16 protein-coding genes and 1 pseudogene are annotated in these 14,213 nt (G+C 34.8%); 1 reads left to right on the forward strand and 16 read right to left on the reverse strand.

What is annotated here, in order from left to right:
* The first annotated feature begins 14 nt into the window (after positions 1 to 14).
* The gene (locus BKP57_RS23285) at positions 15 to 362 is read left to right on the forward strand and encodes a Y-family DNA polymerase (RefSeq protein ID WP_311997918.1); all 348 of its coding nucleotides are present in this window, start codon (positions 15 to 17) and stop codon (positions 360 to 362) included.
* Between the two features lie 116 nt (positions 363 to 478).
* On the opposite strand, the gene BKP57_RS06300 is transcribed toward BKP57_RS23285, so the two are convergent.
* From BKP57_RS06300 to BKP57_RS06375, 16 genes and pseudogenes are all read right to left on the reverse strand, one after another.
* Positions 479 to 754: a ThiF family adenylyltransferase gene (locus tag BKP57_RS06300; RefSeq protein WP_050351741.1), complete on the reverse strand. Its 276-nt coding sequence runs from the start codon at positions 752 to 754 to the stop codon at positions 479 to 481.
* Positions 755 to 1,409: 655 nt separating this feature from the next.
* Positions 1,410 to 1,710 (reverse strand): annotated as a pseudogene (locus BKP57_RS23405) (transposase); the annotation flags it as partial.
* A 130-nt stretch (positions 1,711 to 1,840) separates the two neighbouring features.
* The gene (locus tag BKP57_RS23410; RefSeq protein WP_082240922.1) at positions 1,841 to 1,966 is read right to left on the reverse strand and encodes a helix-turn-helix domain-containing protein; all 126 of its coding nucleotides are present in this window, start codon (positions 1,964 to 1,966) and stop codon (positions 1,841 to 1,843) included.
* Positions 1,967 to 2,162: 196 nt separating this feature from the next.
* Positions 2,163 to 2,393, reverse strand: a complete 231-nt coding sequence (locus BKP57_RS21950) for a DNA cytosine methyltransferase (RefSeq protein ID WP_072741170.1) — start codon at positions 2,391 to 2,393, stop codon at positions 2,163 to 2,165.
* A gap of 503 nt (positions 2,394 to 2,896) precedes the next feature.
* On the reverse strand, positions 2,897 to 3,577 hold the full coding sequence (locus tag BKP57_RS06325) for a hypothetical protein (RefSeq protein ID WP_072741172.1): 681 nt from the start codon (positions 3,575 to 3,577) through the stop codon (positions 2,897 to 2,899).
* 294 nt (positions 3,578 to 3,871) lie between these two features.
* The gene (locus tag BKP57_RS06330; protein ID WP_072741163.1) at positions 3,872 to 4,561 is read right to left on the reverse strand and encodes an ATP-binding cassette domain-containing protein; all 690 of its coding nucleotides are present in this window, start codon (positions 4,559 to 4,561) and stop codon (positions 3,872 to 3,874) included.
* A gap of 29 nt (positions 4,562 to 4,590) precedes the next feature.
* On the reverse strand, positions 4,591 to 5,394 hold the full coding sequence (locus tag BKP57_RS06335; protein WP_072741174.1) for a hypothetical protein: 804 nt from the start codon (positions 5,392 to 5,394) through the stop codon (positions 4,591 to 4,593).
* Entirely contained in the window at positions 5,378 to 5,929 is a 552-nt protein-coding gene (locus BKP57_RS06340) for an RNA polymerase sigma factor (RefSeq protein ID WP_050351747.1), read from the reverse strand. Before BKP57_RS06340 ends, BKP57_RS06335 begins: the two co-directional genes overlap by 17 nt.
* A complete protein-coding gene (locus tag BKP57_RS06345; RefSeq protein ID WP_072741176.1) occupies positions 5,919 to 6,611 on the reverse strand; it encodes a hypothetical protein in 693 nt (230 codons plus the stop codon). Before BKP57_RS06345 ends, BKP57_RS06340 begins: the two co-directional genes overlap by 11 nt.
* Positions 6,608 to 8,725, reverse strand: coding sequence for an ABC transporter permease (locus BKP57_RS06350; protein ID WP_072741177.1), 2,118 nt, complete (start codon positions 8,723 to 8,725; stop codon positions 6,608 to 6,610). The genes BKP57_RS06345 and BKP57_RS06350 overlap by 4 nt, the downstream gene beginning before the upstream one ends.
* Positions 8,722 to 9,594 (reverse strand): ABC transporter ATP-binding protein, encoded by an 873-nt coding sequence (locus BKP57_RS06355; RefSeq protein WP_050351750.1) that lies wholly within the window; start codon positions 9,592 to 9,594, stop codon positions 8,722 to 8,724. Before BKP57_RS06355 ends, BKP57_RS06350 begins: the two co-directional genes overlap by 4 nt.
* Before the next feature lie 884 nt (positions 9,595 to 10,478).
* Complete coding sequence (locus BKP57_RS06360) at positions 10,479 to 11,621, reverse strand: ABC transporter permease subunit (protein ID WP_072741178.1); 1,143 nt, start codon at positions 11,619 to 11,621, stop codon at positions 10,479 to 10,481.
* A complete protein-coding gene (locus tag BKP57_RS06365) occupies positions 11,618 to 12,304 on the reverse strand; it encodes an ATP-binding cassette domain-containing protein (RefSeq protein ID WP_250637877.1) in 687 nt (228 codons plus the stop codon). Before BKP57_RS06365 ends, BKP57_RS06360 begins: the two co-directional genes overlap by 4 nt.
* The gene (locus BKP57_RS23090) at positions 12,186 to 12,506 is read right to left on the reverse strand and encodes an ATP-binding cassette domain-containing protein (RefSeq protein ID WP_443089116.1); all 321 of its coding nucleotides are present in this window, start codon (positions 12,504 to 12,506) and stop codon (positions 12,186 to 12,188) included. Before BKP57_RS23090 ends, BKP57_RS06365 begins: the two co-directional genes overlap by 119 nt.
* Positions 12,488 to 13,228, reverse strand: a complete 741-nt coding sequence (locus BKP57_RS06370) for a hypothetical protein (protein ID WP_083547206.1) — start codon at positions 13,226 to 13,228, stop codon at positions 12,488 to 12,490. Before BKP57_RS06370 ends, BKP57_RS23090 begins: the two co-directional genes overlap by 19 nt.
* The gene (locus tag BKP57_RS06375; protein ID WP_198035026.1) at positions 13,221 to 13,673 is read right to left on the reverse strand and encodes an RNA polymerase sigma factor; all 453 of its coding nucleotides are present in this window, start codon (positions 13,671 to 13,673) and stop codon (positions 13,221 to 13,223) included. Before BKP57_RS06375 ends, BKP57_RS06370 begins: the two co-directional genes overlap by 8 nt.
* Between the last annotated feature and the right edge of the window lie 540 nt (positions 13,674 to 14,213).

Below are 14,213 nucleotides of genomic sequence, written 5' to 3' on the forward strand. Positions count from 1 at the left end.
ACGATCCTGATATTATTGTTGTTCCTGCCCATATGGAGGATTATTTAAAGGTATCGGTTAAAATAACAAAACTATTACAGAACTATGCTCCATTTGAGGCTATACACGTTTACAGTGTGGACGAAAGTTGGGTTACGATTGACGGGTTAAAAAGGCTTTACGGCGGTCCCTGGGAGATTGCTCGAAAGATACAGCGAGACATATTAAATCAGTTTGGGGTCACCTCCTCTATTGGAATTGGTGTAATAAATTTCTTGCAAAAGTCGTTATGGACGGGAAAAAGCAAGGAATCGCTGAATGCAGATACGAGGATGTACCAGAGAAATTGTGGCCATCCCCGGGGCAAGATATTTGGGGGATAGGTACCGTATGATGAAAAACTTACACCGCATGAGAAATCGATTTAACCCTGTTTTTAGCGACTTCACCAAACATAAACAAAAGGGGGCTTCGGGCATGGAATAGCACTCTTGCGTGATTATTCCAAAGAAGATGTGACTACTTGTATTCTTGATTTATGCAAAGAAGCATGTAGTAGGGCACGTAAGGCAGGAATACGAGGGTATTTTTTATTCATCTCATTCTTCATTACCTCTACCCTTGATAATCCTTCATCTGCTATTCCAAAAAATAATTGTCTGTTCAAATTAGATTTTTCCACCTTATCTTTATCCACTAGTATAAACGATTGGAAGCCGATCATAATCAAAGATTGTAACACCCATGTTCCCAAGCCACCAAGACCCACAATCATTATGGTGGCGTTTTCATTTTTTTATATGACATCTCCCGATTTTCTATCTCATAGCCTTCCATTAATCCAATATGTCTATAAATCCTCTCATACATTTCATTATCCAAGCTTGAATGTTTAATAAGAAATTCGTCAGGTTTTACGTGGAGTGTCGGGCATGATATCATTTTCTATGTGTGAGCCAATATCCTTTTCATATTAGCTGCTTGGCTCATAAATCATGCCCGCCGAGGCTCCATGTCAAACCGACTTAAAATGATATAATTGATTGTTTCTTAACGCTTCTGATTTTATAGGTTCATTCAATTTAAATTTTTCTAAATTATTGATGTTTATATTTTTATCAAATTTGAATTTTTTTTGAAACGATCAAATACATAGAGACAATCATCAGCTGGAAGTAATACAGTACCTGGTCTTACTTCAAACATAAACATCGCCTCCATACTTACTTGCCTTTTCTTTCAAAATCAATCCATATTTTGTGAATCGCTCTTTATGCAAGGATAAAACTTCTATACCTTTTTTCGCCAAATGACAGACAGTTTCAAATCTCTCTTCCTCACTATTGGTGTTGTACCAATATCTACTAGATAACAATATACAAAAAGTGAACTGCCCCCTGTCAAGTAGACAGTGGAAATAATAAAAAAGATTAAGCGGCTTTAGCTCTATATTCCATAGGGCTAAGGCCGTTTAATCTTTTTTGATACCTTTCATAATTATAAAAATGGATGTACTCATTTATTGCATTAGTAAGTTCCTCAAATGTTTTATATGTATGTAAATAATACTTCTCACATTTCAGTGTCCCAAAAAAAGACTCCATTGGTCCATTATCAATACACCGACCCCCACTCATGATATGCTTTGTGTCATTTCATTTCTGCGGCATCTATGTTACGTTTGAACCCTTTAGAGGTGTATTGAAATCCACGGTCACTATGGATAAGAGGTGTTCTCCATTCAATAGTGCTGTGGCTTGGCCAAGTGTCTCGAATACAACAATTTAAAATATTGTCTGCCACATGTTGAGAGGTAGAGCGTTTATATTACTTCTTTTTGACACGAATGACGGAGTTGTAATCAAGCCACTTTCATCAACCGATAGGTTCTTTTATGATTGAGTTTCTCCTCAAACTTCTTATTCATGTGAAGGGTCATTTGACGATAACCAAATATACCATCTACTTTTTCATGGAGAGTTTCCATCTCTGATGATTTCTTTATTCAGTATTTCTCTGGATGAAGCTCTTGAATAGCAATGTACTTATCTTCAAACCGGATTTGGCTTATTTTCGCCTCCTTTCGATCTCCTCTAACTTTTTTAAAAATAAATTCTCTGCGCGTAAACGTTCGTTCTCCTTTGCGATACGATGCATTTCTAACTTCATTTTTTCTTTGGAAGTTAACTCAATGTAATAATATGAACAGGTGGTATCTCTCCACCATCTATTTTTGTAATATCTCCAAGATGAAGCATAGTTGGAAAATGACGTTTTGTAATAGAAACAGGTGCTTTCTCTATTTCGCTTGCCCATGTAGGTATAATTCCATAACGGGGAGCAGCGAGAGGAAATACCCCGATTCCATCAAATAAACTTCCTATTTTTAATCCTGTATCATGTTTTTCTTCCATATTTTTTCACCTCACACTCAGAACACTTAAAAACGCCATTTGTCGGTAAACTACCGTTTAAAAGACGTTTTAGTATGATTATAGATATGTTTAATCTCTTTTGACTGGCAAACTTTTTATTGTTAACTTGTTTGCAACATTGTGCGTTTATGCAATAAAATTGTAGAACAAGAAATATAAAAAACTGAAATGATTTCTCACTTCAGCTTTGGTAATTATTCATATATAAGGTGTTATAAAATTAATCATCTATTAATAAAATTTGATTTTCATCATAAATATTCCCTTTAACATTATGATAATAAAAAGTAATAGACTCATTTTTTCTGTTGTTGGGTGGAATAAAAGACGTCTTTTTTTGAAATTTACATTGTGCATATACAACAATTCGCTTGTTTATGTGATTCTCTAATCTTTCAATTATATCCTGATTTTCCACGTAGTAACCTATTGATACCTTATTTATTTTATCTTCAAGTGAAAAGTTTTGAGGTAATAGATTTTTAAAAAAAGCCCTCGTTAATAGGTTTAATTTCTTTAATATAACCATCCACACAAATTGAGGGATCATGTTTTCGCTTAAGATAATTTAACATCTTTCTATAAGCTTCATCTTTAGCTGAATCAAAGTAAAAATTCCCCCAACGTACATTGATTTTATCACCAGTATTAGATGAAATTTCAAGAGTTAATTTATTTTGTATTTCTGTATTATCATCTAATTCAGAACGTAATTTCATAATACTTTTAATCGTAGATAAGTAAGCGATCTTTTTTTCAGCCGGGATATAATTTGAATTTCTTCTTTTTTTATTATTTATAGCATCTTTTTGATAAGAACTACTTTGAAAAGTTGGATTATTATCAACAAGTAAAATTCTAACTTTGTATGTTTCATCCTCTATCGTCATTATTTCATTATCCGCATGTTTAGCATAAATATTTTTTAGACTACCATCAACTGAATTTATACAGCCTTCATCATGTCTAATACGTGGCTTTAATCTGAAATAATGACCAACAATAATCCTTTTATCGCCTAAATCTCTTGAGTGTTTCTTAACATAACTTAAAGAGGCCTCACAATATCTACATTGTAAATCTCCTGGCATTTTCTCTTGGCTGTAATCATTAATGGAGATAATATTTCCGTTCAATTTAGCTACTTTCATCTTTTTCCCCATAGTACCTAAACCTCCCAGTTTTGTTCATTGTATCACTGTATACTAAAATTTTGTAATTTTTCTATATACAGTTTAAAGGAAGACGAAGGGTAGTTTTATTATCTCCAAAGCGATTTCTACATTTGAACTATAACCACTCAATTCTTTAATTAACTCATTTTCACTTAAAAACGCCATCTGACGGAGGATGCCGTTCAAATGGCGTTTGAGTAGTCTTAAATATATTTATCACTACGTATTCAACTTCATTTGCTTAAGGAATTTGGAATGGAATGGTTTCAAATTAGAGCTTAGTCAAATTCCTGTTTTCCGCAATTCCTTTTTTATAGTATCAAGTACTCTCAGGTCTCCAAAATAGGTAACTTTTCCTTCGTTTAAATAAAGTAATGTATCTTCACTAGATTGCTGAAGCTCATCAATCAAATGAGTACTAATGATTACAATACTATGATAAGCTAGTCGCTGGAGTATAGATTGAAAATAGCTCCGCTCCTTCATATCTAATCCCTCAAACGGCTCGTCCAATATACAAATTCGCGGAAGATTTATTAGCGCTTGGATTAAACCAACTTTTTGCCGTTGCCCCCCTGATAGATGCTTTATCTTCCTCCGCTTTAATTGAGTTAATTCGCTCTCCTTCAACCAGTGTGCCACCGTTTTTTTTACAAATTCTCGAGGCACTCCCTTATGATAGGCGATATATTTTACATACCTTCCCACCGTCATATCAAGATGACCTGTAAAATGTTGTGGAAGAAAACCAATGATTTTCCTAATTTCTTCAATATCTAAATTCTTTCTATACGTCCCAATCTGCTTGTCTCGAACTAAGAACGAATAGTTGATTTCCCCATATTCTGGTTGCAGTGCAGTAGCGAGCAGCTTTAAAAGTGTCGTTTTCCCCGCCCCATTATTTCCAACTACATACGTTATTCCTTTTGAAAATGAGCACGAAATACCATTTAAAATCTTCGTATTATCCATTGTATATGCTACATTGCTTACCGTTATCCTCATTTCGTATTCACCGAAAAACGTCTTTTCAATAACACACTGCTTAATAAAAGGATAGAAACTCCAAAAATTATCATATGGATGACTAGAAAGTAATCATCGCCTGGAGTTTGAAACAAAAGCTTTTTCTTCGTGAACACTTGACTGAACCATATAAACAATGTTAAAGCTAAACCTAATTTTTGTCCTAACCATAATATTGTCACAAAACCGATTACACCAAAAAAGAAAACAGGTATAACGGAGCTAACTAAATACAATGTCGTACTTTCTTTTCCTATAACAATAAAACTTAACGGCAGGGTCAGAGCGACTTGAAAACCCATTACAATGATAAAACGGGTGAATATTTGTTGAATAATTGGGTAATAGCTTAACATTTCAATAATCTCATTTCCTTCGTTTTTAGGGCGAAACGAATAGCCAATAACTGCAATAACAAGAAGTGTTATCCACTTCATCCAACTTAAAAAGCCAGCTCCAGCAGCACCATAATTTTCACTAATGGTAAAAGTGATAACAATCATGAGTAATCCTGTCATTAGCCAACTAACCGTACCATAAAAATTCCATTGTGATAAAAACATATTGACTATTTTGGATCTAGTCGAAAGATTATCTTGCGTCGTTTCTAGCTCTTTACGTAAATCAACTGGACTTTGCTCCTGTTCCATACTTTTGATTTTTTCGATTAAATCGAGTGTCTTTTCCCTTGATGGCTTAGGGGCGGTAAATCGATCAAAATGAGCCTTCCACTCGCTTTCTAATTTGGTTAATTCTTGATTTTTACTTATTTTCCTCAACCCCTTTCCGTTCATCTTCAGCTAATATGTTACCAAGCTGTTTTAACCCACGTGCAATTCGAGTTTTTACAGTGTTGATCGAAATATCCAACGCCAAAGCTATTTCCGTGTATTTCAAGTCCTGATAAAAACGTAAATATAATACCGTTCGATAATCCATAGATAATTTGTTTAGTGATTCTACCATCCATTGCCGCTCCAGCTGATGATCAATAATTTGGTAAACTTGCTCCTTTGCTTTCAAATCTTTATCTGTTACATATTCAAGCCGCGAGACTGGTTTTCGCCAATAATCCTTACAAGTATTCGTCGCGATTTTATACATCCACGGTTTAAATTGATCGGGAATGAATCCCTTTTGACCTTGTTGATAGATTTTTAGAAATGTTTCTTGTACAATATCTTCGGCTAATTTTTCATCGTTCAATAATCGATATACATATCCAAACAGAGGTTTATGATATCGGAAAACTAGAATATCGAACGCTGAATCTATTCCAAGTGATAATTGCCGCATATATTCTTCATCTTGCATTCCCATCCCTCCGCTTCATTTTTAATATCGCTCCTACCATACATACTACTCCTAGTCCGATATAAAACAATCGATTATAGAGCAGCCAGCGATTTTCCGCTAAGAAAATTCCAGTTTCTCCGCTCACGAAACGTTCCACACTTCCATAAACCAGTAAAATGGCATTTAATTCCTGTAATAACGATCCGCCAAATAAGGTCATCATCCAAAAAAGGACTCCTGCTATGATTCCTCCAAGTGAATGCTTACCAATCATCAGTCCTAAAATGGCGAAACCTCCTAGAGCCAAGTACACAGGAATGGTAAAAACGAAGCCCTGCCACAAAAACTTTCCATATATACATACTAAAGGAATGATAACGATACTCATTAACCCGCAAAAAATAATTACGGAAAATAACGCCCGCTCCAATAGAAATTTCCATTTAACAACAGGGTACGTTATAAGCTGATGATAAAATTTAGAATCTAAATCAATTGAAAAACACCATTGAATGATAAAAACGTACCATATTGACGCCGTTTTTTCATAAATAAGGCTAGAAAGATCTCCTACCTCATATATCCCAGAGTTGTAAACAATCATTGCAATGATTGGGATGAGTAAAATGGAAATATAAAAATACAAAGAAGTAAACCATAGCTTTAAAAAGAGCCGAAACCGAACCAAGCACCCTTTCATTGTTTCGATTTCCCTTCGTATTGTTTTAAAGCCGCTTCCAAATCAAATTCCTGCTTGTGGTCTAGCCCTGCCCAATAGTTAAAAAGATACTGTAGGACAGCTTTAAATGGTTCTGTTCCTTTTTCCGCGTAGTCTTGTAATAACTTTACTCTTGTAAGTATTTCACCCTCATCTGACACATTGGTTTTATACCATTCCAAAAAACCATCTTGTTCGTGGAGATTATCGAGCAATATCCACACCAACGCATCGTAAAAAACAGAAAAATCTTGGGAGCCATCGAAAGGATTTTCCCGAGTCAACTCATTTAGGAGTTCATGGGCAATTTCTACATCATCCACATACTCATTTCTCATTACAAAAAAATCATGATTTACGCCATCACGTGTAAGATAATAATAGTTATCACTCAATATATAGATAACCGAGGGGCTCATTTGAACTTCTAACCAATCCTCAATAAAGCTCCAAGATTGTTGATAGCGTCCAATCACTTCTTTCATACCGTTAACAGATTCAGGATGAGCAACAACGCGAATTTCACCAACCTTGTCTTCCTTGAATTTTCCACCTATTAAAGAAAGACCGTATTGAGAATTCCCTTGAAACGTTCCTTTACTAATTTCTGGTATCGTCAATGCAAGCGGAAGTTTTTGATCTTGCTTCATGTTCACGGTAAATTCTGTAGGGAAATCCTCCACAAGCCGAGCGTTTCTTAATTCAAATCCTGCATATAAGTTATCATGCTCCCGAGCGATAACTAGATTACGTTTTCCAATTAAAGGATACCATCCTGCTTCTTTCGGAAGATACACGCGATCATTCTTTATAAACGCTTGTTCCACATAGCCATCCTCGCGATATTGCAATACATTTCCTTCATATTGAAGACTGAGGTGCAATGTATCATTGGGCTTCATTGGTTGTTCTAAATGAAGTTTAATAAAATCTCCACTCCGTGAACAAGAAACGGTCCTTTCGCTCGTGCATTCCTTTATGTTTAAGCCGTGATACAAAGTTAAAAAAACTTCATCTATTGACTCGTTCCCGTTATGTTTTATTTTTAAGTTACTTTGAACGTTTATATAATCCTCCGCTTGCAATTCCACACTTATATTTGTTTTTTCCATTGAAAATTCATATGGCTGATCGTCTTTATGCTCTTCATAAAAGGAATTCATCCATTCGTTATAGTCGCCCTCTCCATCAAACGACTCAGCATATTTCTTCCCCGTTGCAATGTATTGATGAAGCGCCTGATCATATTGCATGAACCGCGCGCCACTTAACACAGCCGTTGGAATAAGAAAGATCGTAATGAGAATAGGGATCAGCTTTTTTTCTTTATGACTCCTGCGCTTACGCTGAAAAAATAACAGAGCTAATCCAATAACCACAACGCTCAATAAAATGATAGCACTTTGGTGCAACATGGCATTTTTAAACAGATGATAAATCCCCCATATCCCATCATAAGGAGTTTCAACGAACATAAAATCAAAAGGAGTCAATAAATGAAACTTTGGATTATCCCAACTTTCAGCAGTTCCAGCATAGTCAAAGGGCAGAAAGAAGCTTAGCACTAAAATAGCTGGAATAGCCAAATACGCAAGCATTGACTTAATGAGGTGTGCAAATAAAAAACCGATAGAAATGAGAAGAAAAAATGCCCCTTCCATTTGCATGAATACGTAAAATATATTTTTAAACCAATCTCCTATCGGCGTGGGTGTTACTATAAACCATAATGCTTGCACGACGACTGTTATCATCGTAATACAAATTCCATATAATTGGGTAATCAGCCATTTCCCTACAATCCATTCCCCGTTTTTCACTTCGTACGTTACGACTAATTGTTCAAAATAACTATCCCGATCTTTGCTCGCCATATAAACGGCAAAGAGCCCAATGATGAACAAATTGAGTAACAGTAACCAGATGAAGCTTTGGTAAAATACGGCAGCACGTTCTTCATAATGGATTGGCTGGATTTCATAAGCGATGATGACATACCCCCAATACAATATATTTGCTAATACTGGGACAGCTAAGAATTTATTTCGAAGTAAAAGCAGCCATTCATTTTGAAAAACGGATTTCATTACGCTCATGACATCACCCTGCTTATAACTGCCATATAGCCATCCTCGACCGTTGGTTGTACAGGTCTTACATTACCTTGTGGTTGTTCTTTGGAAATAATTCGAAAAACAGCCTGATCTTTTTCCTTACGGCTAGAAATAATGACATATTCTTTTTCAATTTTGTCATATTGAGAAAAGGGAACCGATAACTCCCATGCGACATTTTTCGCTTTATCAGCTAATAATTCAGTGAATCCTTGAAAAAGAACCTCACCGCGATGAATGACCGCAACATTTTTACAACTAGATTCAATATCATTTATGATATGAGTTGATAAAATAATCGAATGATCTTTACTCAACCTTTCCATTACATTTCGAAAACGAATCCTTTCTGAAGGGTCAAGTCCTGCAGTCGGTTCATCAAGAATGATGAATTTCGGGTTTCCGATAAGCGCCTGCGCAACCCCAAGCCGCCGCTTCATTCCTCCCGAGTAGCCCTTTATCTTTTTATTAGCTTGTTCAATAAGGTTCACGTCTTCGAGAGTCTTTTCTACCTGGTTTTTTCTTTCCTGTAGATTCGACACACCTTTTAAGGATGCTACATAATGTAGGAACTCCCTACCCGTAAATTGGCTTGGCACGTTAAAATGCTGCGGCAAATACCCGAGCAGTTGTCGTACCTTATCCCCTTCACTGACTAAATCATGACCATATATAGATACCTTCCCTTCTTGAAAAGGAAGAATCGTACTCAAAATCTTCATTAGTGTTGATTTCCCTGCTCCATTCGGGCCAAGGAGCCCAAACAATCCCGTTTCAATTTGTAAATTAATATTTTTTAATGCTTGAAATGAACGATATGATTTTTGTAATCCTTCGATTTTAATGGACAATCTGTTTCCCCTCCAAAAATACCTTTCTCATTCTTACACGTAGAGAAGAATAAAATTGTTTCACGATAGAAATTTTTTCAAGGATTCCGTTGTTAATTGGAAAATACTTGTTTTTATCGAGGGCTCAAAGTGAGATTTTCACGCAATGAAGTGTTCATCTCACAACGTATGTGCAGGAGTTAACATAGGGACTGTTCTCCTTAACTATGGGTAGAAGAACTATTGAACTAATATTTAAATAGACCGAATCTTCAATCATCAGCATTTTCATACATCCCCAACTACTTGTTAGTAGCCCAAGGGTATGACCTAAACGCCTCTTACGAAATAGGGCATTTAGGTGTTGTTGTCTCTCTACTTAGACTTTTTGCAGTATGGTTCTCCAATTCTTGAAATGGGAGTCTTACGGCAACTTATATGCGGGATAAAGATTATTGGTAATGCCACAGAGCAAGGTAGGTTAATTTACCATTAAAATGATAAAATATAGTAGCAGTTTTTTGGAAAAAATCACTGTAAAATACAAAAACCAGTTAATCATCAGCATGCTAAGTATTTTAAACACCCTATTAGATACTGTTTGTTTGTAAATTAGTAACGAAGTAATTGGATAAAATTTCAAAAAAATTAGCATGTATTTACTGCAATTGTCAAATGTATTAAAAATCATTCCTTCTAAGCCCTCTGCAATTTTGTGGCAATTTTCAATGAATAGAAGGCCATATCCTAAAGTAAGCTTAACTCGATTTCTATTTCTTTTGAACACCTGTGAAGACAATCCAAATACACTTATTCCATCTAGCAATACATTGACTATTTTAATTCTAAGTATTGCTTCAGGTTAATTAAGAATACTTTAATATTTCATATTCTACTCTAAAGGTTCATGAGACTTGGTACCGTTTCATTCGTAAATAAACGGTGCCATCTAAAACAACTTTAATAATGAGTAGGATAATCATGGTAGACACCATATTTTGTATAAAGAAGCTAAGAATATACTCTTGTTTTGAACTCATAAAAGTTAAAAAATCCTCAATCTGATAGTTGTTTATTGGAAACAAGTTTAATAGCTTATATACGATGCCCCTTTTAAATAGTTGAACGAATGCTTTTGGCAAAAGGAATAGCCCTAATGATATGGCTAAAGCACTGAACGGTGAATTCGCTATAGATGAAACATATATGGTAACACCTACGATCGCCAGCAAACTTATAAAATGCAAAGCTAAAGCTAAAAAGAACACTTGGACATGATTCATTTCAACTGGAAAGCTAAATAGCTTTAATGAGAAATTTGTTTGAATGCTCGTGTCCCAACCGCTAAAACCACTATTATACATATAAAATGCTCCCAGTGATATAACTTGAATGAAGAGAAATACAAAAATGGAAATCAGCGTTGCTGCGATGATTTTTGAGATAGTTAATTTATTTCTGCCAAACTTTGTAGACAATAATAACTGGTTCATATTTCTTGACGTATCGCTGGAGAAAACAAGCGAACATACTAAAATGACAAGAATGCTCGTTAGGATAAATAAATGGCCTGTCACTTTAAAAAAGTCCGTCCATGTAACATATCCGCCAATTTTCAACGGCTTTTGAAATTGGGTAAACCCGATTTCTTCTATCGTTTTAAGTTTAATTTGATCAATGGTTATTTTTTCATTCTGTTCCATCGCATTATTCATTTTGTCAAAGACACTTTTGTCCTTTTGAAAAAAAGTCTCTGCAATTTCCCAAGAGAACAAATCAAAAGTTCTGTTATCCTCATCCGTACTTTGGTATCTATCCATGTAATTTGCAAGAATTTCTCTTACTTTTTGATCGGAAAATTCTCCAGTGCTTTCCTTAACAACCTGATGATAACGTTCCATCCCTTCCCCATTTATTCCCTGTAGTTGTGAATAATGAAAACCAACAAGCAATATACCTGCTAACACAAATAATGAGACGACCATTGCTCCAATAAACGTTTTGTTTTTTCGTATTTTTTCTATTTCATACTTCACCATTGTTGTCATTTTCTAGCGTCCTCTCTGAAATAGTATAAATATAAATCTTCCAATGTCGGTTGAACTTGTTGTGCAGTATGAGTTGGTTTTTCTTTTGAAATAATTCTTGATACCGTCCCTTTGTCTTCATGTTTTTGATTGCTAATGATATGTTTTGCTAGCATCTCATCAAGTTGATTTGTTTCAACCATCGTCTCCCAGACATAGCCATTAATCGTATTTACTAATTCAGAGGAAGCACCCCTGTTTTCAAGCTTTCCTTGATTCAAAACAAGTATTTCATCGGCAATATACTCCACATCTGAAACGATATGAGTGGAAAAGATAACTATTTTATTTTCAGAAAAAGAACTAATTAAATTCCGAAAACGAACTCGTTCTTTGGGATCTAAACCAACTGTCGGCTCATCCAAAATCAATACTTCTGGATCATTAATCATTGCTTGGGCGATTCCTAACCGTTGTTTCATTCCTCCAGAGTATTTTTTGATTTTTTTATGCTTTACATCTTCTAAGCCAACTAGCTTTAAAAGTTCGAGACATCTATTTTTTGCAAACTTTTTATTGATCCCTTTAAGAGCAGCGATATATAACATGAACTTCATCGCTGTAAAGTCTGGATAATAACTGAAATCTTGTGGTAAAAAGCCTAAAACTGAACGAAAAGCATCTGGATTGGTGTACATATCCATGATTATAGTTGATGGTGCCCGCAGTTTGTTTCGTCAAGCCGCAAATAATTCTAAATAACGTTGTTTTCCCTGATCCGTTTGAACCTAAAAGACCATAAACACCTGGTTCTAAACGAAAGGAAATATTGCGAAGAACAGTAGTCTCGTCATAGTTTTTTGTAATATTATCAAGCTCTAATAGCATTAGCAAAGCGCCTCCCATTTCTTAACTTTAAGCATATTCATAACAATAATCCCTAAAAATAGGATGGATAAAATATATCCTGCTACCCAATGCATTGTTGTAAGCTCATAAATATGGAATACATTAGCTAAAATCATGACACACATCAGAACGATCCCTGAACCCATCCAAAAAATAACAGAAGAGAGCGTATTTCTCCACATCGTAAACAGAGAAAACAGGACGATACAAGTAATATTAAAAGGAACGAGTAAATATAGGATGATTTTCCAAAAAGAAATAGCCATCACGCCATGGCAAATAAAGGCTAAAATAATAATTAATAATAAATCGGTTAATCCAAAAATAAGTAATTTTATGATCGTATGTTGCCGCAAATCATATTTTAAAGTTTGCTCTAATTCCCACATTCCAGATGTAAAACTGCGAAATAATTCATCGATAAAGAAAATAGCAGAAAAAATGACTGCAATTGTTAAGCTTTGAATGATGAATATGGGTAACTCATCGTTTATCACTCTCGTAATTAAGAAAGCGGTCAAGACAAGAATAGAGAATTGAATCAGCCAAGTGTGGATTCTGGTAAATCGGATAGACGATAGAAAAAAGTCAAGCAGTGAATGTTTGTAAAGCTGATGCTTCAACATTTTTTGATTTACTAAATGAATAAGCTCTTGTTTCTTGAAGTCATCCATTTTAATTTCATAGGCTTTCATTTTTTTAACTGTTTCATTATCCATTCATAAACTCCTCTCTATTCAACAATTTACTTAGTTTTTCTAAGCCTTGATGAATCCTTGATTGAGATGTAGCAACGCTTGTCCCTGTAATTTTGGCAATATCTTTAACCTTTAAATCATGGTAGTATTTCAAAATTAAAGCTTCTCTTTGCATATCTGGAAGCGTATTTAGCGCAACCTGGATTTGATTCATATTTTCTTGCGTAATTAAATTAGTCACAATCGCCTCAGAGCCAACATTTACAGCTTTCTCATCTAGTTCAGACTGGTTGAATTTCTTTTTGTTGTAGTAGTTGTTACAGACATTCACAGTAATGGTAAATAAGTAATTAAAGAACTTCCCACTAAATTTGTATTTATCGATGTTTTCAATGATCCTTAGAAAGATATCCTGCGTTAAGTCTGCCGCTAAAAAACCCGATCTCCCAAACATCTTCGTACACAATAAGAGTAGATTTGATGATAGTATTTATTTACTAATCTCTCCCAAGCCTCTGTATTGCCCGATTTTATTTTTCGAATTAAGATGTGGTCTTCGATTGTACTCACCTGTTTCATAACAAAAATGCTCTTCACTCTAGATTAACAAAGTACTTCTAAAAATCATTTAACTTTATTGATATATTTTTGATGTTAGTATAAATTTATTCATGGACCAATGTAGTTTCTTTTGAAATGTTTGACTAGAATAGATATGAAGGGCTATTACAAAAGTGGACACAAAAATACAGCAAAAATAATGAAATCTTCAAAAGAATAGTTGTAGTTCTTTACCTTTAGGTAATTCTACAAAGCGAACATGACGTATTTAAAGAGTTTATGCGTGGATGCAAGAGGTTTCTCTTGCCAAAAGGTAACGTACTCTCTTTCCCTTCCTTTTATTTGCTGATCCATTTTTAAAATCATCATTCAGCTTCATAATTTTAACCCCAAAAAAAGCCTTCTTTCACCACTGATAATTGTGATAAAAGAATGCTTATTTTAT

The organism is Virgibacillus sp. 6R (assembly GCF_001895305.1).
Classification (GTDB): Bacteria; Bacillota; Bacilli; order Bacillales; family Amphibacillaceae; genus Virgibacillus; species Virgibacillus pantothenticus.